This window comes from Saccharopolyspora montiporae (assembly GCF_015209505.1).
GTDB lineage: Bacteria > Actinomycetota > Actinomycetes > Mycobacteriales > Pseudonocardiaceae > Saccharopolyspora > Saccharopolyspora montiporae.
In genome coordinates this window covers 87,813-113,188 of the sequence record NZ_JADEYC010000005.1, presented here as the reverse complement: position 1 = coordinate 113,188, position 25,376 = coordinate 87,813, and the positions used below count along the sequence as shown (strand labels likewise).

At 72.2% G+C, this 25,376-nt stretch carries 25 protein-coding genes; 7 read left to right on the top strand and 18 right to left on the bottom strand.

Annotation, left to right across the window (positions count from 1 at the left end):
* Window positions 1-360: 360 nt before the first annotated feature.
* Window positions 361-1,377 carry a hypothetical protein gene (locus tag IQ251_RS02910; protein ID WP_193926840.1) on the top strand — a complete coding sequence of 339 codons (1,017 nt, stop codon included), beginning with the start codon at window positions 361-363 and terminating at the stop codon, window positions 1,375-1,377.
* 191 nt (window positions 1,378-1,568) lie between these two features.
* Here IQ251_RS02910 and IQ251_RS02905 read toward each other — a convergent pair whose 3' ends face one another.
* Window positions 1,569-2,642, bottom strand: coding sequence for an Rv2578c family radical SAM protein (locus IQ251_RS02905; RefSeq protein ID WP_193926839.1), 1,074 nt, complete (start codon window positions 2,640-2,642; stop codon window positions 1,569-1,571).
* A gap of 495 nt (window positions 2,643-3,137) precedes the next feature.
* Between IQ251_RS02905 and IQ251_RS02900 the strand changes: the two genes are divergently transcribed.
* Window positions 3,138-4,334 carry a YibE/F family protein gene (locus tag IQ251_RS02900; RefSeq protein WP_228046019.1) on the top strand — a complete coding sequence of 399 codons (1,197 nt, stop codon included), beginning with the start codon at window positions 3,138-3,140 and terminating at the stop codon, window positions 4,332-4,334.
* Window positions 4,335-4,385: 51 nt separating this feature from the next.
* A complete protein-coding gene (locus tag IQ251_RS02895) occupies window positions 4,386-4,865 on the top strand; it encodes a hypothetical protein (protein ID WP_193926838.1) in 480 nt (159 codons plus the stop codon).
* Between the two features lie 2 nt (window positions 4,866-4,867).
* On the opposite strand, the gene IQ251_RS02890 is transcribed toward IQ251_RS02895, so the two are convergent.
* From IQ251_RS02890 to IQ251_RS02880, 3 genes are read right to left on the bottom strand one after another with little or no spacing between them, the layout of a single operon-like run.
* Window positions 4,868-5,500, bottom strand: coding sequence for a hypothetical protein (locus tag IQ251_RS02890; protein ID WP_370591180.1), 633 nt, complete (start codon window positions 5,498-5,500; stop codon window positions 4,868-4,870).
* A complete protein-coding gene (gene hisS, locus IQ251_RS02885; protein ID WP_193926836.1) occupies window positions 5,500-6,780 on the bottom strand; it encodes a histidine--tRNA ligase in 1,281 nt (426 codons plus the stop codon). Before hisS ends, IQ251_RS02890 begins: the two co-directional genes overlap by 1 nt.
* Window positions 6,781-6,800: 20 nt before the next feature.
* On the bottom strand, window positions 6,801-7,481 hold the full coding sequence (locus IQ251_RS02880) for an MBL fold metallo-hydrolase (RefSeq protein ID WP_193926835.1): 681 nt from the start codon (window positions 7,479-7,481) through the stop codon (window positions 6,801-6,803).
* A 233-nt stretch (window positions 7,482-7,714) separates the two neighbouring features.
* Here IQ251_RS02880 and IQ251_RS02875 point away from each other — a divergent pair, with 233 nt between their 5' ends.
* Window positions 7,715-8,599, top strand: a complete 885-nt coding sequence (locus tag IQ251_RS02875) for a peptidylprolyl isomerase (protein ID WP_193926834.1) — start codon at window positions 7,715-7,717, stop codon at window positions 8,597-8,599.
* Window positions 8,600-8,645: 46 nt separating this feature from the next.
* Here IQ251_RS02875 and IQ251_RS02870 read toward each other — a convergent pair whose 3' ends face one another.
* The 9 genes from IQ251_RS02870 to IQ251_RS02830 all read right to left on the bottom strand — a co-directional run bounded on the left by IQ251_RS02870 (window position 8,646) and on the right by IQ251_RS02830 (window position 18,270).
* Window positions 8,646-10,964: a RelA/SpoT family protein gene (locus IQ251_RS02870; protein ID WP_193926833.1), complete on the bottom strand. Its 2,319-nt coding sequence runs from the start codon at window positions 10,962-10,964 to the stop codon at window positions 8,646-8,648.
* A gap of 175 nt (window positions 10,965-11,139) precedes the next feature.
* A complete protein-coding gene (locus tag IQ251_RS02865) occupies window positions 11,140-11,667 on the bottom strand; it encodes an adenine phosphoribosyltransferase (RefSeq protein ID WP_193926832.1) in 528 nt (175 codons plus the stop codon).
* A gap of 30 nt (window positions 11,668-11,697) precedes the next feature.
* A complete protein-coding gene (secF, locus tag IQ251_RS02860) occupies window positions 11,698-12,957 on the bottom strand; it encodes a protein translocase subunit SecF (RefSeq protein ID WP_193926831.1) in 1,260 nt (419 codons plus the stop codon).
* Window positions 12,954-14,534, bottom strand: a complete 1,581-nt coding sequence (gene secD / locus IQ251_RS02855; protein WP_193926830.1) for a protein translocase subunit SecD — start codon at window positions 14,532-14,534, stop codon at window positions 12,954-12,956. The genes secF and secD overlap by 4 nt, the downstream gene beginning before the upstream one ends.
* Before the next feature lie 278 nt (window positions 14,535-14,812).
* Complete coding sequence (gene yajC / locus IQ251_RS02850) at window positions 14,813-15,196, bottom strand: preprotein translocase subunit YajC (RefSeq protein ID WP_193926829.1); 384 nt, start codon at window positions 15,194-15,196, stop codon at window positions 14,813-14,815.
* Between the two features lie 145 nt (window positions 15,197-15,341).
* The gene (ruvB, locus tag IQ251_RS02845) at window positions 15,342-16,391 is read right to left on the bottom strand and encodes a Holliday junction branch migration DNA helicase RuvB (RefSeq protein WP_193926828.1); all 1,050 of its coding nucleotides are present in this window, start codon (window positions 16,389-16,391) and stop codon (window positions 15,342-15,344) included.
* A gap of 5 nt (window positions 16,392-16,396) precedes the next feature.
* A complete protein-coding gene (gene ruvA, locus IQ251_RS02840) occupies window positions 16,397-17,002 on the bottom strand; it encodes a Holliday junction branch migration protein RuvA (RefSeq protein WP_193926827.1) in 606 nt (201 codons plus the stop codon).
* Between the two features lie 75 nt (window positions 17,003-17,077).
* Window positions 17,078-17,662 (bottom strand): crossover junction endodeoxyribonuclease RuvC, encoded by a 585-nt coding sequence (ruvC, locus tag IQ251_RS02835; protein ID WP_193926964.1) that lies wholly within the window; start codon window positions 17,660-17,662, stop codon window positions 17,078-17,080.
* Window positions 17,663-17,769: 107 nt separating this feature from the next.
* Window positions 17,770-18,270, bottom strand: coding sequence for a DUF4262 domain-containing protein (locus tag IQ251_RS02830; protein WP_193926826.1), 501 nt, complete (start codon window positions 18,268-18,270; stop codon window positions 17,770-17,772).
* 209 nt (window positions 18,271-18,479) lie between these two features.
* Between IQ251_RS02830 and IQ251_RS02825 the strand changes: the two genes are divergently transcribed.
* Window positions 18,480-19,049, top strand: a complete 570-nt coding sequence (locus tag IQ251_RS02825) for a DUF5655 domain-containing protein (protein ID WP_370591167.1) — start codon at window positions 18,480-18,482, stop codon at window positions 19,047-19,049.
* A gap of 60 nt (window positions 19,050-19,109) precedes the next feature.
* Here the strand turns inward: IQ251_RS02825 and IQ251_RS02820 are convergent, their stop codons facing one another.
* The 4 genes from IQ251_RS02820 to IQ251_RS02805 are packed head-to-tail and all read right to left on the bottom strand — an operon-like array spanning window position 19,110 to window position 21,532.
* Complete coding sequence (locus tag IQ251_RS02820) at window positions 19,110-19,859, bottom strand: YebC/PmpR family DNA-binding transcriptional regulator (RefSeq protein ID WP_193926825.1); 750 nt, start codon at window positions 19,857-19,859, stop codon at window positions 19,110-19,112.
* Between the two features lie 33 nt (window positions 19,860-19,892).
* On the bottom strand, window positions 19,893-20,507 hold the full coding sequence (pdxT, locus tag IQ251_RS02815; protein WP_193926824.1) for a pyridoxal 5'-phosphate synthase glutaminase subunit PdxT: 615 nt from the start codon (window positions 20,505-20,507) through the stop codon (window positions 19,893-19,895).
* An 18-nt stretch (window positions 20,508-20,525) separates the two neighbouring features.
* The gene (locus IQ251_RS02810; RefSeq protein ID WP_193926823.1) at window positions 20,526-20,834 is read right to left on the bottom strand and encodes an AzlD domain-containing protein; all 309 of its coding nucleotides are present in this window, start codon (window positions 20,832-20,834) and stop codon (window positions 20,526-20,528) included.
* A complete protein-coding gene (locus tag IQ251_RS02805; RefSeq protein WP_193926822.1) occupies window positions 20,831-21,532 on the bottom strand; it encodes an AzlC family ABC transporter permease in 702 nt (233 codons plus the stop codon). Before IQ251_RS02805 ends, IQ251_RS02810 begins: the two co-directional genes overlap by 4 nt.
* A 70-nt stretch (window positions 21,533-21,602) precedes the next feature.
* Between IQ251_RS02805 and IQ251_RS02800 the strand changes: the two genes are divergently transcribed.
* A complete protein-coding gene (locus IQ251_RS02800) occupies window positions 21,603-22,163 on the top strand; it encodes a helix-turn-helix domain-containing protein (RefSeq protein WP_193926821.1) in 561 nt (186 codons plus the stop codon).
* 16 nt (window positions 22,164-22,179) lie between these two features.
* Here IQ251_RS02800 and pdxS read toward each other — a convergent pair whose 3' ends face one another.
* On the bottom strand, window positions 22,180-23,088 hold the full coding sequence (gene pdxS / locus IQ251_RS02795) for a pyridoxal 5'-phosphate synthase lyase subunit PdxS (RefSeq protein WP_370591166.1): 909 nt from the start codon (window positions 23,086-23,088) through the stop codon (window positions 22,180-22,182).
* Between the two features lie 191 nt (window positions 23,089-23,279).
* Between pdxS and IQ251_RS02790 the strand changes: the two genes are divergently transcribed.
* A complete protein-coding gene (locus IQ251_RS02790; RefSeq protein WP_193926819.1) occupies window positions 23,280-25,376 on the top strand; it encodes an elongation factor G-like protein EF-G2 in 2,097 nt (698 codons plus the stop codon).

Below are 25,376 nucleotides of genomic sequence, written 5' to 3'. Positions count from 1 at the left end.
GTGAGCGCGGGTTCCTGCAGCACGAACGCGATGCACCAGGCTAGCCGGTGCCCACCGGTCCGCAGCGGGCAGTCCCCGCATGCGCGGGGTCGGTTGGGCCCGGGTTCCCGCGACGCGGAACGGGGCCCTCGGAAGTTGCGGAACGGCGTCCCGGGGGAGTTGCGGAACGGCGCCCCGGGGAAGTTTCGAAAAGTGCTCGGTAACGACCCGGTGAGCGGAGCATCAAGAACAGGTTGATCTCCCGCTCAACGACGTCTTATTCCTCCTTTAGCAGTAGGTTTGTGCCGGAACTCGGTCGTTGCACCGGATTGCGTCCCTGATTAGCGTGAGTTCGGAATTCGGCGGATACGAGGAGTAACGATGACCGGCCCGAAAACCGACTCCCGCCCGTCGCCCGCCCGCAACGGCGCGGACCAGCGGCAGAGCGGTGTGCTGTCCGCGGAGCTCGCCGAGCTGCTGCGCACCGGCCCGTTCGAAGTGGCGCTGCGTACCGCGATCCGCTCCAGCCGGCTGAGCCTGGAGCGCATCCAGCACCGGCTGCGCACCCGCGGAACTCCGGTGAGCATCACCGCGCTGAGCTACTGGCAATCGGGCCGCCGCCGCCCGGAACGGCCGGATTCCCTGCTGGCACTGCGTGAGTTGGAAAACGTGCTGTCCGTTCCGGACGGATCGTTGTCCGCACTGCTGGGGCCGCCGCGCCCGCGCGGGCGCACCCGGCAGGCGGTGTCCGACGCCCCGCCGCTGAGCTCGTTGTGGGCGGAGAACGCATCGGCCGAGGAACTGCTCACCAAGATCGATACGACGCAGGACAGCCAGCTCACCAGGTTGAACCACCACGACATCGTGCACGTCGACCGGTCGGGTGAGCTGACCAGGATCCGCACCCGAAAACTGGTGCGGTCGGAGGCGAACGGCGTCGACCGCTGCGTGATCATGTTCGACGGGGCGTCCACTTCGGACACCGATCCGGTGATCCGGCCGATCCGGTCGGTGCGGTTGGGCAAGGTCCTCACCGATCACGCCCGCGATCTGGTCGTCGCCGAGCTCGTGTTCGACCGGACGCTGGAGCGCGGGGACACGGTGCTGTTCGAGTACGAGATCGCCGACCCGCCGACGCCGGAGAACGAGGTGGAGCACAGCTTCGCGCGGCTGTTCCGGCTGCCGGTGCGCCAGTACGTGGTGGAGTTGCAGTTCGATCCGGCGCATCCGCCGCGGCGCACGGAGAGCTACGTGGGCGATTCGACCACTCAGGAGATCGAACCGCCGAAACCGCTCGTGGTGGACCGGTTCGGCCGCACGCACGCGGTGGCACTGGACTTCGGGATGGGCGTGTTCGGGGTGCGCTGGGATCCGGACCTGGGCGATTCCGGGCGGTGATCACGCCCCGGGTTCGGGATTCCGTCCCGAGTTCAGGATTTCCGGGCGCCGCGGGCCGGATGCGCCCGCGGGCGGATACCCGCGGGGGCGGAATTGTCCGGTGCGACACGCGGGAACGGTACCGTGCAACCGCCCGCGATCGGCCGGACTCGATTCCCGGTGCGCGATGAATCGGACGTGCGGAGTGGAATTCAGAGCAGGCTGAGCTGGGCGGCCTCCGAAGTGGACTCGGCGGGCGGCTGCGGCCCCACCGCGCGGAATTCTCCGCCGGGATCCGGGTGCCGCTCGTGGTGGCGCTGCTGAGCTTCGGCTACCGCGGCCAGCACTTCGCGCTGGTACGACTGCGGCGCGTAGGAGCGGTCCCGGTACAGCCGGGAGTACAGGTCGAGCAGGTCGGGCCGCGTCTCGGTGAGCCACTTGCGGTACCACTCGCGCGCCCCTGGCCGCAGGTGCAGCACGATCGGCGTGATGCCGGTCGCTCCCGCCTCGGTGAGCGCGGCGACGGTCTCGTCGATCTGCTCGGCGGAGTCGCTGAGCCCGGGCAGCACCGGGGCCATCAGCACCGAGCAGCCGATACCGACTTCGACGAACTGCCGGACGACGTCCAGCCTGCGCAGCGGGGACGGCGTGCCGGGTTCGACCTCGCGCCACAGCTGCTCGTCGACCGAGCCGATGGACACCGCCACGGAGACCTCGCAGCGCTGCGCGGCCTGCTGGAACAGGTCCAGGTCGCGCAGGATCAGCGTGCCCTTGGTGAGCACCGAGAACGGGTTGGCGCGGTCGCGCAGGGCGCCGAGGATCCCGCGCATCAGCCGGTAGCGGCCCTCCGCGCGCTGGTACGGGTCGGTGTTCGTGCCCATCGCGATCGGATCGCCTCGCCAGCGCGGATGCGCGAGTTCCCGGCGCAGCAGTTCCGCCGCGTTGACCTTGACCACGATCTTGCTGTCGAAGTCGTGGCCGGCGTCCAGGTCCAGGTAGGTGTGCGTGCCGCGCGCGAAGCAGTACCGGCACGCGTGCCCGCAGCCGCGGTACGGGTTGACGGTGTGCGCGAACGGCACGTGCGACTCCCCCGGGACCCGGTTGATGATCGACTTCGCCCGGATCTCGATGGCGTAAGCGTCCTCGGTGCCGGACTCGATCGGCACCGGGTCCGGCAGGCGCAGACCGCCCCGGCCGCCGCCGCGCGCCACCTGCGGTTCCGGCAGGTCCAGTGGCAGCTCGGCCGCGGCCGCCGGAGGCGCTACCCGCTGCTGTTCCCAACGCATGACCCTATTCGAACACGGATTCGAATCCTTGTCGAGCTGCTCCACCCTCCCGAGTGACCCGCAGGGAGGCGGTGCAGCCGGCCGGGCAATCGGCCGCGATGGGCGAGGAAGTCGCCCGCAACACCGCGGACGCGGCCACCACTTCACCGGGATCCGCGCGCTACACAAGCAGGATGGCGCTTTCGACGTGTGGCTGCTGACCGGTCGAACCGCGCCGTGGGAGCAGATCTGGTCCGAACGCCGCTCGCTGGACGTCGACTGACCGCACCCGCGAGCACGCACCCGCAGTTGTCCATAATCGTCCGCGTGACCGACAGCAGCCAGACCGGAAACGGGAACACCCCGCCGCCCGGACGCCGGCGGCCACGCGCACCCGGATCCGCGCGGCCGTCCGTGAACACCGGCGCCGGCACACCCGCCGAAGCCCCCTCCGCCGGTCACGGTCACGGACATGGGCGCTCGGCAGCACCGGCCTCGCGGCAGGCCAAGCGGCTCTTGGCGGCGCTGCTGATCCCGTTCGCGCTCGCCGTGGTGGCCGGGGCGGCGCTGCTCTACCCCTACGGCGAAAACCCGCGCGGCGGAACGGACCTCGGGTTCGGGCAGCACCCGGTCAACGCCACCGTGCAGTCGGCGACGGCCAGCTCGTGCACGCAGGACCCCTCCGGGAGCGGCTGCGCCACGCTCGGGGTGCTGATGCAGGACGGACCGCGTCCCGACACGCAGATCGAGCTGCTGGTACCCACCAGCGATCCGGGGATTCCGCGGTTCGCCGTCGGCGACGACATCGTGCTCAGCTACGCGGGATCGGACCCGGCCGAACCCTCCTCCTACGAGGTGGTCGACTACCAGCGCGGCGCACCGCTGCTCGTGCTCGGGCTGGTGTTCGCCGCCGCCGTGGTGGTGCTCGGCCGGATGCAGGGCGTCCGGGCGCTCACCGCGCTCGGGATCAGCTTCCTCGTGCTCGTCGGGTTCGTGCTGCCGGCGATCCTGGCCGGGCAGGCCCCGCTGCTGGTGGCCGTGGTCGGCGCGGGTCTGATCATGTTCGCGGCGCTGTACCTCACGCACGGGTTCTCCGCGCGCACCTCGACCGCCGTGCTCGGCACGCTGCTGAGCCTGGCGCTGATCGGCGCGCTCAGCGCGCTGTTCGCGGCCACCGCGAAGCTCACCGGGCTCGACGAGGAGGCCTCCGGACTGCTCGGCGCGCTCGGACCGGGCATCGACACCCGCGGACTGCTGCTGGCCGGCATCGTCATCGGTGCGCTCGGCGTGCTCGACGATGTCACCGTCACGCAGACCAGCGCGGTCTGGGAGCTGCGCAGCGCCAACCCCGCGCTCAGCTGGCGCCAGCTCTACCGGGCGGGGCTGCGCATCGGTCGGGACCACGTCGCCTCCGCGGTCAACACCCTGGTACTCGCCTACGCAGGTGCCGCGCTGCCGCTGCTGCTGGCGTATTCGCTGTCCGGCAGCGGTTTCCAGCAGGTCATCACCACGCAGGCCGTCGCGCAGGAAGTGGTGCGCACCCTCGTGGGCAGCATCGGGCTGGTGGCGGCCGTGCCCATCACCACCGCGATCGCCGCGGCCGTGGCGGTGCGCGAACCCGCGACGCCGCAGCCCGCGCAGCCGTCCGTGGCCGACCGGATCGGTGAAGCCGCCGCGGGCAGCGCGGGCACGGCGATCCTGCGCCGCAGCTGAGCTCGACCGAAGGACTGTCGAGCGGCGGCCGGGTCCAGCAGACTGGCGGCCATGCGAACGCGAGCCGACACCGGCGCACCGTTACCCGCCCTCGCCACCGCGGCCACCGCCCCGGTCGTCCTGGTCAGCGGGCTGGTCACCGCGGGCGTGCGGGCCGCGCGGGAAACCGGGGCCGTGCTGTCCGCGATCCAGAGCCTGCCGGACCTGGTCCGGGCACTGGACCGGCTGGCACCGGCGGCCGATGCGCTGGCGCAGCTGGCCGAGGCCCGCAGCACCCTCGACGAACTCGCCGCACAGGTCCGCCACCTGCCGGAAACGCTGGAACAGCTGCGGATGCTGCACGAACAGGTCGTGGCGGTGGCCTGCGACCTGCGCGCACTCGAACCGGAGATCCAGGGACTGGCCGAGACCACCGCCGCGTTGGACGAGTCGATCCGGGTGCTGGCCGGTGCGCTCGGGCCGCTGCAGGGCACCACCGAGCGCGTCGGGCGGCTCGTCGACCGGTTGCCGGAACGCCGCAGGCGGCCGTGAGCTCAGCCGTCCAGTTCGGCGACGAACCGGGCCACCGCCTCGGGTTTGAGCTGCTGCGCCACCCGGCCCTCCGGTGCGAGCGAAGCCAACCGGTACAGCGGGCGGTCCGGGGCGCCGTCACCCCGGGCTTCGGCGCGCAGCTGCGCCACGATCAGCTCGGAGAGCACCAGCGCCTGCGCACTCCCGGTAGACGCCAGCGCGTCCGCGAGCCTGCGCAGCTCGTAGATGCCCAGCTCACGTCCCCCGGTCCCGGCGTACATCGCCAGCGAGACGGTCAACGCGCGGCGGGACCGCCCGCGCACCAGCAGGTTCACCGTGCGGGCGCCGCGCAGGTCGGTGACGATCACGTCCAGCCGCTCGGCGCTGCCCAGCGCAACGCTGCGGGTGCCCAGCGCGCGCACCGACACGGTGCCGTCCTGCAGGAACGTCGTCTTGCGCGCCTCGGTGACCGCCAGCAGCAGGAACGGCAGCGCGATCACCAGCCCGGCGATCGCGAACCCGGTGACCCCGGCGAACAGGCCGAAAACACCGCCCACCGCGGCACCCAGCACGACCGCCGCGATCGCGACGTTGCGCGCGCGGGTGCGCACCGTGCTGCGGTCGAGCAGGTTGAGCTCGATCCGGCCCTGGTCGATCACGGCGCCACCTCGGACGCACCGGACACCGCCGCGCGGATCTCGTCCACCGCGGAGTCCAGCGCGATCGGGCGCTGCTCCCCGCTGCCGAGGTCCTTGAGCTGGGCGGAGCCCTCCTCGATGTCCCGCTCGCCCAACACCACCGCGTACCGGGCGCCGGAGCGATCGGCCGCCTTCATCGCGCCCTTCAGCCCCTTGCCGCCGTAGGAGAGGTCCACCCGCACCCCGGCCGCGCGCAGCGCACCCGCCACCGACACCAGGCGCCGCTTGGCCGGCTCGCCCAGCGGGACGCAGTACACCTCGCAGCGCGCCTGGTCGCCGACGGACAGCCCCTCGGTCCGGCAGGCCAGCAGCGTGCGGTCCACGCCCAGCCCGAACCCGACGCCGGAGAACTCCTGCCCGCCCAGTTCGGCCATGAGCCCGTCGTAGCGGCCGCCACCGCCGATCCCGGACTGCGAACCGAGCCCGTCGTGCACGAACTCGAACGTCGTCTTGGTGTAGTAGTCCAATCCCCGCACCAGCCGCGGGTTCTCGGTGAACGGCACCCCGAGGTCGGCCAGGTGCGCCTTGACTGCCTCGTAGTGCTCGCGGGCCGTGTCGGAGAGGTGGTCGATCATCAGCGGGACGCCGGTGAGCTGCTCCTGCACTTCCGGCCGCTTGTCGTCGAGCACCCGCAGCGGGTTGATCTCCACCCGGTTGCGGGTGTCCTCGTCCAGCGACAGGCCGCGCAGGAACTCCTGCAGCCGGGCGCGGTATTCGGGTCGGCAGGTCTCGTCGCCGAGCGAGGTGAGCTCGATGCGGTGCCCGGTCAGCCCCAGCCGCCGGTAGCCCTCGTCGGCGACGGCGATGACCTCGGCGTCCAGCGCCGGGTCGTCCACCCCGATCGCCTCGACGCCGACCTGCTGCAGCTGGCGGTAGCGACCGGCCTGCGGGCGCTCGTAGCGGAAGAACGCGCCGCCGTAGTACAGCTTCACCGGCAGCTGGCCGCGGTCCAGGCCGTTCTCGATGACCGAGCGCATCACGCCCGCGGTGCCCTCGGGGCGCAGCGTGACCGACCGGCCGCCGCGGTCGGCGAAGGTGTACATCTCCTTGCTGACCACGTCGGTGGACTCGCCGACGCCGCGGGCGAACAGCGCGGTGTCCTCGAACAGCGGCAGCTCGATGTAGCCGTAACCGGCCCGGCGGGCCGCGTCGGCGAGCGTGTCGCGGACCGCGAGGAACCCTGCGGATTCGGGCGGGTAGTACTCCGGGATGCCCTTGGGGGCGGTGAACGTGCTCATGCCGGTTGGTTCAGTCCTCGTCAGGAGAAGGCGCCGGGCGCGGGCAGTTCCTGCAGGAACGGATTGCTCGCGCGCTCGCGCCCGATGGTGGTCGTGGGCCCGTGGCCCGGCAGCACGACGGTCTCGTCGTCCAGCGGCAGCAGCGCGCTCAGCGAGCGCTGCATCTGCGCGTGGTCGCCGCCGGGCAGGTCGGTGCGCCCGATGGCACCGGCGAACAGGGTGTCCCCGGCCAGCAGCAGCCGGCCGCCCTCGTCCGTTCCCGCGCCGAACAGCACCGACCCGCCGGTATGGCCCGGGCTGTGCGTGACCTCGAACCGCATCCCGGCCACGTCCAGCTGCTGACCGTCGGCGAGATCGCGCACGTCGTCCGGGACTTGCGCGGCCGGACCGTCGCCGAACAGCTCCTTGCCCGCCGGACCGAGCGCGGCGCCCGGATCGTCGAGCATGTACCGGTCGGCCGGGTGCACCCAAGCGGGGCAGCCGTGCTCGGCGGTCACCGGTCCCGCGGAGAGCACGTGGTCGAAGTGCCCGTGCGTGAGCAGCACCCCTTCCGGGGTCAGCGAGTACTTGCGCACCTGCTCGCGCACCGGGTCGGCCGCGTCCTGGCCGGGGTCGACGATGACGCACGGCTCGCCCTCGCCGCGCGCGATGAGGTAGCAGTTCGCCTGCAGCGGCCCTGCCGGGAACCCGAGGACAAGCACGGGACGCGACCTTTCGTCGGGGTTGGGCTGGCGCAACGCCCGGGCCCGCGGGCCCGGCGAGGCGGATCGATCCACCCTAGGTTATCGCGCTCGCCCCGCCGTCCGGTGCTGTCCCCGCCGGATCCCGCCCCAGGGCAGGGGCCGACGCGCCGCGGGCTGGAGATCCGCTGCGGCCGCGCACCCCATAAACTCCGCACGAGATCGGTCCGCCGAATTCCGGGGAGGGAGCAGCTTTGCCCAGTAGCGAAGGGCCCAGCAACGGGGGAACCAGCAACGGGGGAACCAGCAGCGGGGGTCCCGGCAACGAACAGCGCCGCCGGGATGCCAAGCGCACGCTCGAAGACCGGCTGGCGCGGCACGCGCAGCAGGCGAAGCGGCGGCGCGTCATCACCGCGGTCGTGGCGGTGGTCGCAGTGGTGGCCGTCGTGGTCGGCGTCGTCTACCTGACCCGCGGCGGGGACGCTCCCGCCGCCGAGGGCGACGGGGCCGCGCAGCAGCCCGCTGCCGATCCCGGGGGCCCGTGCTTCACCCCGAGCCAGGACGGGGCGGCGAAACCCGTCGAGTCGCCCGAGGATCCGGACCCGACCCCGGCCGAGGGAACGGTCCCGGTGTCGCTGGACACCAGCCAGGGCGAGATCGGGCTGACCCTGGACCGCGCACAAGGACCTTGCGCGGTGCAGAGCTTCCAACACCTGGTGCAGGCGCAGTACTTCGACGACACCGCCTGCCACCGGCTCACCACCGGCGAGGGCCTCAAGGTGCTGCAGTGCGGCGATCCGACCGGCTCCGGCAGCGGCGGGCCCGGATACGCGATGCGCGACGAGCCGCCGCAGGACCTGGCCCCGGCCCCCGCCCCCTACGACCGGGGCGGAGCCGTCGTCTACCCGCGCGGCACGCTGGCCATGGCCAAGTCCGCGCAGCCGAACAGCGGCGGCAGCCAGTTCTTCATGGTCTACGAGGACTCCTACCTGCCGCCGGAGTACACCGTCTTCGGCCGGATCGACGAGCCGGGCCTGCGCGCGCTGGACGGCGTAGCGGAGGCCGGCGCCGAAGGCGGCCAGTCCGACGGCGCGCCCCAGCGGCCGGTGCAGATCGCCACGGCGCAGCTCCGCAACTGAGCAGCTGGTCCGGGGTCGCCCGCGGGAGGCCCCGGACCGCCGCAGGTCAGGACGCCGAGGTGACCCGGTAGACGTCGTAGACACCCTCGATGTTGCGCACCGCCTTGAGCACGTGCCCGAGGTGTTTCGGGTCGCCCATCTCGAACGAGAACTTGCTGACCGCCACCCGATCCTTCGAGGTGGTCACCGAGGCGGACAGGATGTTCACCCGCTCGTCGGCCAGCACCTTCGTCACGTCGGACAGCAGCCGGTGCCGGTCCAGCGCCTCCACCTGGATGGCGACCAGGAACACCGAGGACGCCGACGGCGCCCAGTGCACGTCCACCAGCCGCTCCGGCGCCTTGCGCAGGTCGTCGGCGTTGGTGCAGTCGGTGCGGTGCACGCTCACGTAACCGCTGCGCGTGACGAACCCGAGGATGTCGTCGCCGGGGACCGGGGTGCAGCAGCGCGCGAGCTTCGCCCAGACGTCGCCCGCGTCCTGCACCACCACACCCGGATCGCCGCTGCTCTGCCGCTGCTTGCCGCGCAGCGTGGACGGGGTGGAGCGCTCGGCGATCTCGTCCTCGGCCTGCTCGGTGCCACCGATGAACGCGACCAGCCGCTGCACCAGGTGCTGCGCGGAGATCTGCCGCTCGCCGACCGCCGCGTACAGGGCGGTCACGTCGACGTAGTGCAGCTCGCGCGCGACCGCGCCCAGCGTCTCGGCCGAGACCAGCCGCTGTACCGGGAGCCCGAGCCTGCGGATCTCCTTCGCGATCATGTCCTTGCCGGACTCGATCGCCTCCTCGCGGCGCTCCTTGGCGAACCACTGCTTGATCTTGGTCTTGGCGCGCGGCGAGGCCACGAAGGACAGCCAGTCCCGGCTGGGCCCGGAACCCTCCGCTTTGGACGTGAAGATCTCCACGACCTCGCCGTTCTCCAACTTGCGCTCCAGGGCGACCAGCCGGCCGTTGACCCGCGCGCCGATGCAGCGGTGCCCGACCTCGGTGTGCACCGTGTAGGCGAAGTCGACCGGGGTGGACCCGGACGGCAGCGTGATCACATCGCCCTTGGGCGTGAACACGAAGATCTCGCGGGTGGCCAGGTCGTAGCGCAGCGACTCCAGGAACTCGCCCGGGTCGGCGGCCTCGCGCTGCCAGTCCAGCAGCTGGCGCATCCAGGCCATCTCGTCGACCTCGACGCCGCCTTGACCACCGCCGTTGCGCCCCTTGGTCTCCTTGTAGCGCCAGTGCGCGGCGATGCCGTACTCGGCGGTGCGGTGCATCTCGTGCGTGCGGATCTGCACTTCCAGCGGTTTGCCCTCGGGACCGATCACCGTGGTGTGCAGCGACTGGTACACACCGAACCGCGGCTGGGCGATGTAGTCCTTGAACCGCCCCGGCATCGGCTGCCACAGCGCGTGCACCACGCCCATCGCCGCGTAGCAGTCCCGGATCTCGTCCACCAGGATCCGCACGCCCACCAGGTCGTGGATGTCGTCGAAGTCGCGGCCCCGCACGATCATCTTCTGGTGGATCGAGTAGTAGTGCTTCGGCCGTCCCTCCACCTTGGCCGCGAGCCGCGCGGTGTCGAGCTGCTGGGAGAGCTCGTCGATGACGGTGCGCAGGTAGGTGTCCCGGGACGGCGCCCGATTGGCGACCAGGCGCACGATCTCGTCGTACTTCTTGGGCTGCAGGATGGCGAAGGCCAGGTCCTCCAGCTCCCACTTGATCGTGGCCATGCCCAGCCGGTGCGCGAGCGGGGCCAGCACTTCCAGCGTCTCGCGGGCCTTGCGCGCCTGCTTCTCCGGCGGCAGGAAGCGCATGGTGCGCATGTTGTGCAGCCGGTCGGCGAGCTTGATCACCAGCACCCGCGGATCGCGGGCCATGGCGATGACCATCTTGCGGATGGTCTCGGCCTCGGCCGCCGCGCCGAGTTTGACCTTGTCCAGCTTGGTCACCCCGTCGACGAGGTGCGCGACCTCCTCGCCGAAGTCCTCGCTGAGCTTGTCCACCGAGTAGTCGGTGTCCTCCACGGTGTCGTGCAGCAGCCCGGCGATCAGCGTGGTGGTGTCCATGCCGAGTTCGGCCAGGATGGTGGCCACGGCCAGCGGGTGCGTGATGTAGGGGTCGCCGGACTTGCGCTTCTGCTCGCTGTGCTTGTCCTCGGCGACGTTGTAAGCGCGCTGCAGCAACCCCAGATCGGCCTGCGGGTGCAGTTCGCGGTGCACCGTGGCCAGTGGTTCGAGGACTTGTTTGACCTGCGCTCCGCGCTGCGCGGTGATCCGCCTGGCCAGCCGGGCGCGCACCCGCCTGGTCGCGGACGCGGGACGCGGCTCGGCGACCTCGTCGGTCGTCGAGGCCGGGGAATCGACGTTCTGGCTCACCACACGCTCCCGGGCAGGTCGTATCCGTCCCAGGTCCGGGGTTGAAGGACCCGAACACCGAGAATAACGCCGCGCCCGACCCGGACCTTCCCAGGGACACGTGTGACGCGGCCGGCGGTCGGTTCGTGCGGCGGACCGCCGGCGGCCGTTCACCCGCGCCGATCACGCGAGCGCATCACACCTGCAGCAGCGCCTCGACCGGTTCGCCCGGCAGGTTGCGGCGCCCTCGGAGCGCGGTCAGTTCGAGCACCACAGCGGCCGCGGCCACCTCGGCGCCCGACTGGCGCACCAGGGAGCAGGCCGCGCCGAGCGTGCCGCCGGTGGCCAGGACGTCGTCGACCACCAGCACCCGCTGCCCGGCCCGCAATGTGTCCGCGGGCAGTTCGAGGGCGGCCGTCCCGTACTCCAGCGCGTAGTCGATCCGGTCGGCCACGGCGGGCAGCTTGCCGGGCTTGCGCAGCCCGATGACTCCGGTGCCGAACGCCTGCGCGACCGCGGCGCCCACCAGGAATCCGCGCGCCTCCACCCCGGCGACCACGTCGAACTCGGCGCTGCGGCCGAGCGCGGACACCACGGCGCCCAACGCCGGACCGCTGGCCAGCATCGGCCCGATGTCGCGGAACAGCACACCGGGCTCCGGGAAGTCCGGAACCTCGCGGACGAGGGCCGCGGCCTCGCGCAGCGCGCCGTCGGTCTCGTCCATCACCTGCACAGAAATGGCCTTACTCCTCGCTCAACGCCGCTTCTTGCCCGAAGGGCGCCCCGACTTCCCCGACGGGCGGCTCTTGGCCGACGGGCGGTTGCCGCGCTTCGGTCCGGCGTCGCGAGCGGACCGGCCGGACGAGGCCATGGCGACCTCGGACCCGCCGGTGGCCGACGATCCGGCCGCCGACGGTGCCGAGGAGCTCCCGGAAGAGTCGTCCCCGGACGCGTCGGACTCGCCGCCCGTGCCCCGCTCGCGACGCTGCAACACCTTAGCCCTGTGCTCTCGGTATTTGGCGTCGCGCATTTTGAAGTCGACGAGCAGCGGGGTCGCCAGCAGGATCGACGAGACGACACCGGCGATCATGCCGATGAGCTGCACCAGCGCGAGGTCGCGCAGCATCCCCACGCCCAGCAGGCCTGCGCCGACGAACAGCAGCCCGGCCACCGGCAGCAGCGCGATGATCGAGGTGTTGATGGAGCGCATCAGCGTCTGGTTCACCGCGAGGTTGGCGGCTTCCGGATAGGTCCGGCGGGTCAGCCCCAGCAGGCCGCGGGTGTTCTCCCGCACCTTGTCGAACACCACGACGGTGTCGTAGAGCGAGAACCCGAGGATGGTGAGCAGGCCGATGACGGTGCTCGGCGTCACCTCGAAGCCGATCAGCGAGTAGATCCCCGCGGTCACCACGACGTCGTGCAGCAGAGCGACCAGCGCGGCCACGGCCATCCAGCGTTCGAAGTAGAACCCGAGGAAGATCGTCACCAGCACGATGAACACGCCGAGCGCGATGAGCGCCTGCTGGGTGATCTCGCCGCCCCAGGTGCCGCTGACCGCGCTGTCGCTGATCGCCTCGGCGCTGGGTGCGCCGTTCGGCCCGATCGGCTGCAGCTCGCCGAACAGCGACTCCTTGACCTGCCCGACCTGCTCGGCGTTCAGCGACTCGGTGCGGATCTGGATGGTCTCGCCGCCACCAGAGCCCACGACCTGCACCGTCTCGGCGGGCCGGCCCAGCGCGTCCTGGAAGGCGTCCTGGACCTGGTCCACCTCGATCGGGCCCTGCACGCCGGTGGCGGGCATCTGGATCTTGGTACCGCCTTCGAAGTCGATACCCAGGTTGAAGCCCTTCAACCCGAGCGAGGCGATGCACACCAGTACCAGCAGCGCGAAGCCGATGTACCAGCGCTTCCGCTTGCCGACGATGTCGAAGTAGCCGTTGCCGAGGTAGAGGCGCTGCGTCCAGGGGAGGTGCTCGCCACCCCGTTCGGTGGGTTCCGGAGTCGTCACGGTCACGCTCCCTTGCCGGTCGTTGCGGCCTTGCGGGCGGCGCGGTTCTTGGCGCCGAGGCGGTGCGCCGATCCGAGACCGGACACCGACGGCTGGGACAGGAACTTGTTCTTCGAGGCCATCGCGACCAGCGGGTGGGTCACCAGGAACACCACGATCAGATCCAGGACCGTCGACATGCCCAGCGTGAACGCGAAGCCCTTCACGTCGCCCACGGCCAGCACGTAGAGAACCGCTGCGGCCAGGAAGCTGACCGCGTCCGCGGACAGGATGGTGCGGCGCGCTCGAATCCACGCGCGCGGCACCGACGATCGGAACGTGCGGCCGTCGCGTATCTCGTCCTTGAGGCGTTCGAAGAACACGATGAACGAGTCCGCGGTGATGCCGATGGCGATGATGAACCCGGCCACACCGGCCAGGTCCAGCGTGAACCCGACCCAGCGACCGAGCAGCACCAGCACGCCGTAGACGATGCCGCCGGACAGCACCAGGGACAGGATCGTGAGGATGCCCAGCAACCGGTAGTAGGCCAGGCAGTAGATGCCGACCAGGATCAGCCCGATGGCACCGGCGATGAGCCCGGCTTCCAGCGAGGCGATGCCCAGTGTCGCGGACACGGTTTCGGCCTCGGACTGGTCGAACGCCAGCGGCAGCGACCCGTACTTGAGGATGTCGGCGAGGTTCTGCGCGCTCTGCTGGTTGAACTGCCCGGAGATGCTCGCGTTCCCGCCCGGCTGCGGTTCGTTGACCTCCGGTGCCGAGACCACTTCGGAGTCGAGCACGAACGCGGCCTGCTGGCCGACGTTGGCGGAGGTGAAGTCCGCCCAGGTCGTGCCGCCCGCGCTCTTGAAGTCCAGGTTCACGGTCCAGCCCGGCGCGCCGCCCTCCGGCTGCGGCGGCGTGGCCTGCGCATCGGCGATCTCCTTGCCGGGCAGGAACACCGGCTCCAGCAGGTACTTCTGCGCGTTCTCCTGATCGCAGGTGACCAGCGGGAGGTTCGGGTCGTCGTTGCCGCGCAGCGGGTCCTCGGCCGAGCAGTCCAGCGCCTGCAGCGCCTGCATCTGCACGCCGGGATCCGTGCTCTGCCGGGTCTGCTTGGCCTCCTCGATGGCCTGCTGGTCGCCGCCCGGCGCCGCCTGCTGCGGTGCGGTCGGGGCCGGGCCGCCGGGCGGCTGCCCTTCCGCGGGAGGTTGCTGCTGCTGAGCGGGCAGCGCGGTGGCCACCTTGCGGAAGTTGAGCTCGGCGGTCTGGCCGAGCTGCTTGGCCTGCTCGCTGCCCTCGCCGGGAACGGTGATGACCAGGTTGGAGCCGTCCTGGGCGACTTCCGAGCCGCTGATGCCCATCCCGTTGACCCGCGTCTCGATGATCTGGCGGGCCTGGTCGAGGGATTCGTTGGTCGGCGGCTGGCCATCCGGGGTGCGGGCGGTCAGCGTGACCCGGGTTCCGCCCTGGAGATCGATCCCCAACTTGGGGGTGGGCTTGCCGTCACCGGTGAAGAACACCAGTCCGTACAGGACCAGCACGATCATCCCGAAGATCGTGAGGTAACGCCCTGGGCGGATCTGCCCGCTCGGAGGTGCCACGACGCTCGGATCTCCTGTCCACGGTCTGCATCACGTCGGCGCCGCCGCCGGCACCAGTGCTCGGCACGCGATCACCGCAATCCGCGGCCCAGTCTGACAGGCGCCACCCGCGGCGAAGACGAGCGGGTGCGGACGGTGCGTGGACCTCCGATCACGCACCGGGGTTCCGCGACGACCGTGCGCGCACCGCCGGGTGAGCCGGGAACCGGCCGCAACCGCTCCGGCCGGCACCGGTTCGGCATGCCGCCCGGTCGCCGCTGCCCGGCGGGGTCTGCGGGTCAGTTGGCCTTGGACTCCTCGGTCTTGGACTCCTCGGTCTTGGACTCCTCGACCTTGGACTCCTCGACCTGCGCCGGCTCGGCGTCGACGACGTCGGTGCTGTCCGCGGTGGCGTCCTCGGCCTGCTCCGGGTTGACCTTCTCCCGGATCGCCTGGCGCACCCAGGTGGTACGCACGCCGGCGGCGATTTCGAGCTCGATGGTGTCCTCGGCGGTGTCGACGATCGTGCCGAACACTCCGGAGGTCGTCATCACCCGGTCACCGGTGGCCAGCGAGTTCTGCAGCTTCTGCTGCTCGGCGACCGCACGCTTCTGCTTGCGCGCCTGCAGGAACAGCGGCACCGCGAGCAGGACGATCAGCAGCGGGAAAAGCAGGGAATCCATCTTGCTCCGTTCGACCGGGCGCCGGTGTGCGCGCCGATGCGGCGATCCGCACGACCGCGCCCGAATTGTTTCGGATGTTCAGTACCCCCAGTGTGCCAGTCCGCACCGGGGTGGCGGGCACCCTACTCCCCGCGATCACGGGCGGTCACTCCCCGAAACCGACGGCCTGCGATTCGCCGGGGGCGGTGTCCGGGGCGGCGAGGCCCAGGTGCTGCCAGGCGGCGACCGTGGCCATCCGGCCGCGCGGGGTGCGGGCGAGCATCCCGGCGCGCACCAGGTACGGCTCGCACACCTCTTCGACGGTGGTTTGCTCCTCGCCGACCGCCACCGCCAGCGTGGAGATGCCGACCGGGCCGCCGCGGAACGAGTGGACCAGCGCGGCCAGCACCGCCCGGTCCATCCGGTCCAGGCCCTGCTCGTCCACGTCGTAGACGGCCAGCGCGGAGCGGGCGATCTCCCGGTCGACCCGGCCATCGGCGCGCACGTCGGCGAAGTCGCGCACCCGGCGCAGCAGCCGGTTGGCGATGCGCGGTGTACCGCGGGAGCGCCGCGCGATCTCGCGCGCGCCGTCCTCGGCCAGCCGTACGCGCAGGATCTCGGCGGAGCGGCGCAGCACCAGCTCCAGCTCGTCGGGCGCGTAGAACTCCATGTGCCCGGTGAACCCGAAGCGGTCGCGCAGCGGACCGGTCAGCGCTCCGGACCGGGTGGTGGCCCCGACCAGGGTGAACGGGGCGATCTCCAGCGGGATGCTGGTCGCGCCGGGACCCTTGCCCACGACGATGTCCACCCGGAAGTCCTCCATCGCCAGGTAGAGCATCTCCTCGGCCGGTCGCGCGATGCGGTGGATCTCGTCGATGAACAGGACGTCGCCCTCGGCGAGGTTGGACAGCATCGCGGCGAGGTCGCCGGGCTTCTCCAGCGCCGGTCCGGAGGTGACCCGGATCGCGGAGCCGAGCTCGGTGGCGATGATCATGGACAAGCTGGTCTTGCCCAGCCCGGGCGGACCGGAGAACAGCACGTGGTCGGGCTGGTCGCCACGTTTCAGCGCCCCGTGCAGCACCAGTTCCAGCTGTTCGCGCACCCGCGGCTGGCCGACGAACTCGCCGAGCTTGCGCGGCCGCAGGCTGGCCTCGACGTCCTGGTCACCGGCGCTCTGCTGCGGGGTCAGCGCGACGGACGGATCTTCCTGGTCCATCCCGGTCACCGGGGCCCGAGCACGGCCAGCGCTTTGCGCAACACTGCCGACGTCTCCAGCGCCGCGCCGTCGCCGGCCAGCACTTCTTCGACGCTCTGCTCGGCCTGCTTGGCGGAGAACCCGAGGCCGACGAGGGCTTCGGCGACCTCGGCGCGCACCTGCCCGTCGCGGGGCGGCGCGTCGGCGGCCGCGGCCGGTGCGGTGCCGGACAGCACGCCGACCTTGTCCCGCAGCTCCAGCACCAACCGTTCGGCGCTCTTCTTGCCGATGCCGGGCACCTGGGTGAGCACGGTGAGGTTGCCGTCGGACAGCGCGTGGCACAGCTGGTCGGGGCTCAGCACCGCCAGGGTCGCCAGCGCCAGCCGGGGCCCGACGCCCGAGGCGGTCTGCAGCAGCGCGAACAGGTCGCGCGATTCGGCATCGGCGAACCCGTAGAGGGTCAGCGAGTCCTCCCGCACGACCAGCGAGGTCCACACGTGTGTCTGCTCACCGGTGCGCAGCCCGCCCAGCGTCGCGGGCGTGGCGTGCACGGCCATGCCGACGCCGCCGGTCTCCACCACCGCGTGGTCCAGCCCGACGGACAGCACCTGCCCGCGCAGCGACGCGATCACCGTGCGCTCACTCCTCTCGCTGCTCAGCGGCCGATTCCGGATCCGCCGCCGGACCTGTCGTGATCGGTGCGGACACTACCGGCCTCCGCCACCGCGTCCGGTACCGCGCTGCGCGGACTTGAGCCGGGCCTTGTGCGCGCGGGCCAGCTCCGCGGCGCGGGCTTCGGCCTCGGCGAGCCGGGAGGCCATCGGCGCGCGCCACAGGTGGCAGACCGCGAGCGCGAGCGCGTCGGCGGCGTCGGCGGGCTTGGGTGCGGCATCGAGGCCGAGGACCCGGGTGACCATGGTGGTGACCTGCTTTTTGTCCGCGCGCCCTGATCCGCTGACGGCGGCTTTGACCTCGCTGGGCGTGTGGAAGGCGACCGGGAGGCCGCGCCGCGCCGCGGCCAGCGCGACCACGCCGGAGACCTGGGCGGTGCCCATGACACTGCGCACGTTGTGCTGGCTGAACACCCGCTCGATGGCCACGACCTCGGGGTGATGGGTATCCATCCAGCGCTCCACGGCATCGGCGACCGCGGCCAGCCGGTCCGGCAGCTGCCCGTCCGCGGGCGTGCGCGCGACGCCGACGTCCACGCAGGTCACCGAGCGGGAGCGGCCGCCGTCCACCACGCCCAGCCCGCACCGGGTCAGCCCAGGATCGATCCCCAGCACTCGCACGATGCCACCCGTCCTCGCCGATTCGGTGCGCACCAGCCGGTCGGTGAACACCCGTTCGAATCGTATCGGATCATGTGCGATGGGCGGCGCCCGACACGCCGGGACGGTCAGGGGCCGTCGCTGCCCGGGGTCCAGCTCTCCGGGCGGCCGGTGCCGGTGAGCACCGGCTGGTGGGTGGCGAACCCGCGCGGGGCGTCCGGCTGCCACGGGAAGCGGCCTTCGTTCGGCGAGGACGCGATCAGCTGCACCGCGGGGAAGTCGTCGTCGCCGTAGACCAGCACCGCACTACCCAGGAACTCCGGGTAGTAGGGCTTGGCGACCTTCTCGAAGGTCACGGGGCAGTCGGACAGGAATCCTTCGTAGAGGGTGCCGGGCGCGAACCGCTCGCCGCCGCCGGAGCGCTGCACGTAGGTGTCCACCACCGCGTGCGCCACGTCGCGGGGCAGTCCGATCACCACGACCTCGGGCCGCCCGAACCGGCGCCACGCGCCCACGGAGAACGCGTAGGAGGAGCCGCGGTCATCGGCGGGGACGTGCACGACGGCGGCCCCGTGCCGCTCGGCGGCGTCCACGAGCCGCCTGCGCAGTTGCTCATCGCTTTCGGCCACGGCGACATTCTGCCCGCAACGCAGGTCGCGACCCGATCCCCCCACCCGGGTACGGGGACACAATGGACACCCGCTGCGCTCCGAGCACGAACCCGCGCGGACCGTGCGGGGATCGGGCGGGTCCCGTGCCGACGACCCGGCGGGAGGGGAAGAGCAACGGCCCCCGCGGTCCGCTCGCCACACCCGCAGGACGTGGCTACCGTACGGGTGTGGCGACCCGGTCCTGGCAAGAGATGCGCGAGTGGCAGGTCGCGCTGCTGGAGCGGGCCACCGGTCACACCCTCGCGACGTGGAACGCCAGCGTGCGCGAAGCCGACCCCGCCGACGAGGCGGCGCTGCGCGACTGGCTGCGGGAACGCGGGGTCACCGGGTACGCCCAGATGCTGCTCGTGCACGAGCACTTCGGCTACCCGGAGTTCTTCACCCGCACCGGCGAGGAGCTCATCGAGCGGCAGTACGCCGACCGCCCGGCGCTGCGCCCGGTGTTCGACGCGGTGATCGCCCGGCTGCCCGAGGTCGGTCCCGCGGTGACCGTGCAGACCCGCAAGACGTACGTCTCGCTGCTGACCCCGCGGCGCACCTTCGCCGTCGTGGCCGCCGACACCAAGAGCCGGGTGGACGTGGGGCTGAGGTTCGCCGACCTTCCCGCCGACGACCGCCTGCTGCCCGCAGGAAGCCGCTGGAGCGGCGCGATGACCGCGCGGTTCCCGCTGACCGACGTCGAGGACGTCGACGAGGTCGTGGGGTGGCTTCGGCAGGCGTACCGGGACAACGAGTGACCGGCGCACGCCGGTCCAGGTCGGCCTCCCCGCGCCTGGTCGGGCGCGGGGAGGGGCGGGTCAGCCGACTTCGGCGAGGACCTCGTCGCTGACGTCGAAGTTCGAGTAGACGTTCTGCACGTCGTCGCAGTCTTCCAGCGCGTCGATCAGCTTGAAGACCTTGCGCGCGCCGTCGGCTTCCAGCGGGACGTTCACCGAGGCCAGGAAGCTGGTCTCCGCCGAGTCGTACTCGATGCCCTCGGCCTGCAGCGCCTTGCGCACGTCGACCAGGTTGCTCGGCTCGGTGAGCACCTCGAACGACTCGCCGAGGTCGTTGATCTCCTCGGCACCCGCGTCCAGCACCGCGCCCAGCACGTCGTCCTCGCCGAGGCCGTTCTTCGGCAGCAGGACCACGCCGCGCCGGCTGAACAGGTAGGCGACCGACCCGGCATCGGCCATCGAGCCGCCGTGCTTGTTCATCGCGGTGCGCACTTCGCCGGCCGCGCGGTTGCGGTTGTCGGTGAGGCATTCGATCAGCACCGCGACGCCGTTGGGCGCGTAGCCCTCGTACATCACGGTCTGCCAATCGGCGCCGCCCGCCTCTTCACCGGCCCCGCGCTTGCGGGCGCGCTCGATGTTGTCGACCGGCACCGAGCTCTTGCGGGCCTTCTGCATCGCGTCGTACAGGGTGGGGTTGCCCTCCGGGTCCCCTCCCCCGGTCCGCGCGGCGACCTCGATGTTCTTGACCAGCTTCGCGAACAGCTTGCCGCGTTTGGCGTCGAGGGCGGCCTTCTTGTGCTTGGTGGTGGCCCACTTGGAGTGGCCGCTCATCATTCCTCCGTCGTTCTGCGATCGCGCCGCGACTCAGCGCGCGCGGACGATCTGCACGAAATGCCGGTGCACCAGCTCATCCCCGCCGACCAGCTCCGGGTGGAAAGCGGTGGCGAGCACCGGCCCCTGCTGAACCGCGACGATCCTACCGGCGCGGTCCACGTCGTCAGCGACCTGCGGTCCTGCTGGCGCGGTGGCCAGCACCCGCACGCCCGCGCCGACCCGCTCCACCCAGGGTGCCCGAATGAACACGGCGCGCACCACATCGCCCGCGAACTCCAGGTCGGCCTCGAACGAATCGACCTGGCGGCCGAAGGCGTTGCGCCGGACCGACACGTCCAGCGCCCCGAGCGGGCGCAGCGCTCCACCGCCGAGCACCTCGGACGCGAGCAGGATCATCCCCGCGCAGGAACCGTAGGCCGGCATGCCCCCGGCGAGGCGTTCCTGCAGCGCAGCGGTGAGGTCGAACGCGTCCAGCAGCCTCGCCGCCGTGGTGGACTCCCCGCCGGGCAGCACCAACCCGCGCACCGCGGCGAGCTCCTCCGGGCGGCGTACCGGGCGCGGGTCGGCCCCGCTGCGTTCCAGGGCGGCCAGGTGCTCGTCCACGCCGCCCTGCAGCGCGAGGACCCCGATCTCGGGTCGTGCCATCGAATACCCCTCGATTCGTCACGCCACGCCGGCCAGGCGCAGCAGCGCGGTCGCCCCCGCCGCGGCCAGCACGACCACCACCAGCGGGGCGCGGCGCCAGGCCAGCACCCCGCCCAGCGCCACTCCGCCGAACCGGGCCCAGCCCGCGGGCTCGCCGGATTCGAACACCGCGCTGGTGGCCACGAAGCACGCCAGCAGCACCACCGCCGCCACCGACAGCAGCTGCTCGGTGCGCTCGGAGACGGTGATCCGCCCGCGCAGCAGCGGTCCGGCCAGTCGCATCGCGTAGGTGCCCGCGGCCAGCGCCAGCAGCACCCCCGGCGTCATGCCCGCCTCCTGCGCAGCGCAGCGGGCAGCGGAGCGGCCGCCGCGACACCGACCAGACCGGCCACGACCGGCAGCCCCTCCGGCAGCACCGGCGTGCTCAGCAGGGCCACCGCGACACCCACCAGCACCGCGCGCAGCGTCGGCCGGTCGGACAGCTTGGGCACCACCAGCGCCAGCAGCGCCGCGGGCAGCGCCGCGTCCAGGCCGAACGCCTCCGGGTCGCCGATGCCGGTGCCCAGCAGCCCGCCGAGGAACACCGACGGGGCCCACGCGCAGTACAGCGCGATCCCGGTGGTCCAGAACGCGCGCCGCCGCTGGGCCGGGTCGTCCTGGGCCAGCGCGAAGGCCACCGACTCGTCCACCAGCAGGTGGCTGCCCACCAGCCTGCTCGGCCAGCCGCGATCGAGCACTCCGCCGATGGCCAGTCCGAACGGCAGGTGCCGGGCGTTGAGCAGCAGTCCGCCGACCACCGCGGTCAGCGGCGCGGCACCGGCGGTGAGCAGGCCGACCGCCATGAACTCCGAGCCGCCGGCGAACACCACCGCGGCGGTGAGCGTGATCAGCCACAGCGGCACCCCGCTGCTGACCGCGATCGCGCCGAGCGAGGCGCCGACCACGGCCATCGCGACCGCCACCGAGAGCACATCCCGCAGCAGCGGATCCCGCAGCGCACCGGGTGTTCGCTGTAACGTCTTCATGTTCGTTATGCTGAACGCAGCGCACACTGTTCGTCAAACCGAACGAACGTACCGACGGATCGGACCGCCTATGGGTGAGCAGGAGAACGCCCCGCTGGAGATCATCGCCCGGTCGCTGCGCCGCGAGCGCGACCGCGCCGGACTGTCGCTGTCCGAACTGGCCAAACGGGCCGGGGTGGCGAAATCCACGCTCTCCCAACTGGAATCGGCCACCGGCAACCCCAGCGTGGAGACGTTGTGGGCGCTCGGCGTCGCACTCGGCGTCCCGTTCAGCACCCTCGTGGAACCCCCCGCGCCACGGGTGCACGTGGTCCGGTCCGCCGAACTGAACACCGTCCGCTCCGAACGCTCGCCGTACGCCACGGCACTGCTGTCCACCGGGCGCACCGGCAACCGCCGCGACCTCTACGCGCTGGAACTCGAACCCGGCCCCGCCCGGTACGCCGAAGCGCACATCCCCGGCACGGTCGAGCACGTGGTGCTCACCGCGGGCCGCGCCGAGATCGGACCCCAGGACGCCCCGGTGGTGCTGGAACCCGGCGACTACCTGTCCTTCGCCGGCGACGAACCGCACCGGTACGGCGCGCTCGCCCCCGGCACCAGGGCGGTGCTGGTCATGGAACACCCCTGACCAGCACCGCAACGGATCACCAGCCGCGCTGCGCGTAATGCTGGTCCACAGGCAGCGCCGAGCGCTCGCTGCCGGACATGGGCTCGCCGAGCCCGGCGGAGACCTTCGCCAGCAGCTCCGGATCGTCGTGGAAGGTGGTCGCCTTGACGATCGCCGAAGCCCGGGCGGCCGGATCCCCGGACTTGAAGATGCCGGACCCGACGAACACGCCCTCGGCCCCGAGCGAGCGCATCATCGCCGCGTCCGCCGGGGTGGCGATCCCGCCCGCGGTGAACAGCACCACCGGCAGCTCGCCCGCCGCGGCGACCTCCTCGACCAGCGCGACCGGCGCGCCCAGCTGTTTGGCCGCCGCGTGCAGCTCGTCGGGCGGCAGCACCGACAGCCGCGCCAGGTCCGCGCGGATGCGGCGCATGTGCCGAGTCGCCTCCACGACGTCCCCGGTGCCCGCCTCGCCCTTGGAGCGGATCATCGCGGCACCCTCGGAGATCCGCCGCAGCGCCTCACCGAGATCGGTCGCCCCGCACACGAAAGGCACGGTGAACTCCCGCTTGTCGATGTGGTTCGCCTCGTCGGCCGGCGTGAGCACTTCGGACTCGTCGATGTAGTCGACGCCGAGCGCCTGCAGCACCCGCGCCTCGGTGAAGTGCCCGATGCGGGCCTTGGCCATCACCGGGATGGACACCGCGTCCACGATGCCGCGAATCATGTCCGGATCCGACATCCGGGCCACTCCGCCCTGCGCGCGGATGTCGGCGGGCACCCGTTCCAGCGCCATCACCGCCACCGCACCCGCGTCCTCGGCGATCCTGGCCTGCTCCGGCGTGACCACGTCCATGATCACGCCGCCCTTGAGCATCTCGGCCATGCCCCGCTTCACCCCGGGAGTCCCGGTGCGCGGGCCCGACCCCGTTCCGGTCGCCGTCACCGCTGATCGCCTCCACTTCGCACGTGCGCACCGGACCTCCCGGTGCGCGGCGAGCGTAGGCAGCGGGCCGCGGGCCGGGCACGATCCACTGGCGGCTCGTTCCACCAGGCCACTCGGCGGCGCCCTTGCGACCCCGCGGCCGAAGGTGTGTGCTCGGTGACACGTCCGCTGTCCCCGGCTCGGGAGCCGCCATGAGCAGCAAGCGCAACGGGGCGGACCGCGGCGCCGCTCCCACCGACCCGGCGCAGATCCGCAACGTCGCCCTGGTCGGCCCGCCCGGCTCCGGGAAGACCACGCTGGTCGAGGCGCTGCTCGAACGCACCGGCACCATCCCGCGCGCCGGATCCGTCGAAGCGGGCACGACGGTCTGCGACCACGAACCGCCTGCGGTGCAGCAGCAGCGCTCCATCGGCACCGCGGTCGCCGCCCTGCAGCACGGCGGGGTCAAGATGAACCTCATCGACACCCCCGGTTACGTCGACTTCGTGGGCGAGCTGCGGGCCGGGATGCGCGCCGCGGACGCCGCGCTGTTCGTGGTCACCGCCGAGGGCGTCGACCCGGTCACCGATGCGCTGTGGCAAGAATGCGCGTCGGCGGGGGTGCCGCGCGCGGTCGTCATCGCCCGGTTGGACCGCGCGCGGGCCGACTTCGACGCCGCCGTGCAGGCCTGCCGGGACTCCTTCGGTTCCGGGGTGCTGCCGCTCTACCTGCCGCGCCACGACGACGAGGGGCACCCGAACGGGCTGGTCGGGGTGCTCACCGGTCAGCTGCGCGACACCGGGGGCGCACCGGCGGGCACCGAGGACGCGGAGCGCACCGCCGCGGCCCGGGACGAGCTGGTGGAGGCGATCATCGCGGGCAGCGAGGACGAGGCGCTGCTGGACGCCTACCTGGCCGGGGAGCCGATCGCCGAGGAGGTGCTGATCCGGGCCCTGGAGACCGCGGTGGAGCGTGGCGCGATGCACCCGGTGCTTCCGGTGTGCTCGGCGAGCGGGTTGGGCCTGGCCGAACTGCTGGACGGGGTGGTGCGCGGGTTCCCCTCCCCACTGCGCAGGCGCCCGCCGCTGGCCACCGATCTCGCCGGGGAACAGCTGCGGGAACTGGCGGCCGATCCCGAGGCGGCGCTGGCGGCCGAGGTGGTGCACACCTCGGCCGACGCGTACGTGGGGCGGGTGTCGCTGGTGCGGGTGTTCTCCGGGACGCTGCGCCCGGACCGGCAGGTGCACGTGGCCGGGCGCGGGATGGCCGAGCGCGGGCACCCCGACCACGACGCGGACGAACGGCTCGCGCACCTGTACTCACCGCTGGGCGCGACGCTCACCGAGGTCGAGCAGTGCGCGGCGGGCGACATCTGCGCGCTGACCAAGCTCGGCTCCGCCGAGACCGGCGACACCCTCGCCGATCCGCACGATCCGCTGCTGGTCGAGCCGTGGCCGATGCCGGAACCGCTGCTGCCGGTGGCGGTGACCGCGCACGACCGCAGCGCCGAGGACGCGCTGGCGCGCAACCTGAGCCGGCTCGCGGCCGCGGATCCCGGACTGCGGTTGGAACGCGACGACGAGACGCACCAGCTCGTGCTGTGGTGCACCGGCGAAGCGCACGCCGAGGTGGTCCTGCAGCGGCTGCGCGAAGGCGGCGCCGAGGTGGACACCGAACCGGTGCGCGTCCGGCTGCGGCAGACGTTCGCCGGTCCCGCCTCCGGGCACGGCAAGCACGTCAAACAGTCCGGTGGGCACGGCCAGTACGCGGTGGTCGACGTCGAGGTGGAACCGCTGCCGCGCGGCTCCGGCGTCGAGTTCGCCGAACGCGTGGTCGGCGGGGCGGTGCCGCGCCCGTTCATCCCGAGCGTGGAGAAGGGGGTGCTGGCCCAGGCCGCCCGCGGCCTCACCGAGGGCATGCCGCTGGTGGACGTGCGGGTCACGCTCGTGGACGGCAAGGCGCACAGCGTGGACTCCTCGGACGCGGCGTTCCAGGCGGCCGGTGCCGCCGCGGTCAAGGCCGCGGCCGCCACCGCGGGGCTGCGCACGCTGGAACCCGTGGACGAGGTGGTGGTGCGGCTGCCGGACGAGCACCTGGGTGCGGTGCTCGGCGACCTGTCCGGCAGGCGCGGCAAGGTCGTGGGCACCGCACCGCAGGACGCGGGCTGGACCGTGGTGCGCGCGCACGTGCCCGCCGAGGAGCTGGAACGCTACGCGGTGCGGATCCGATCGCTGAGCTCGGGCAGCGCCAGCTTCACCCGCCGCTTCGACGGTTACGAGCCGGCCCCGGACGAACCCGCCGGGCGGTAG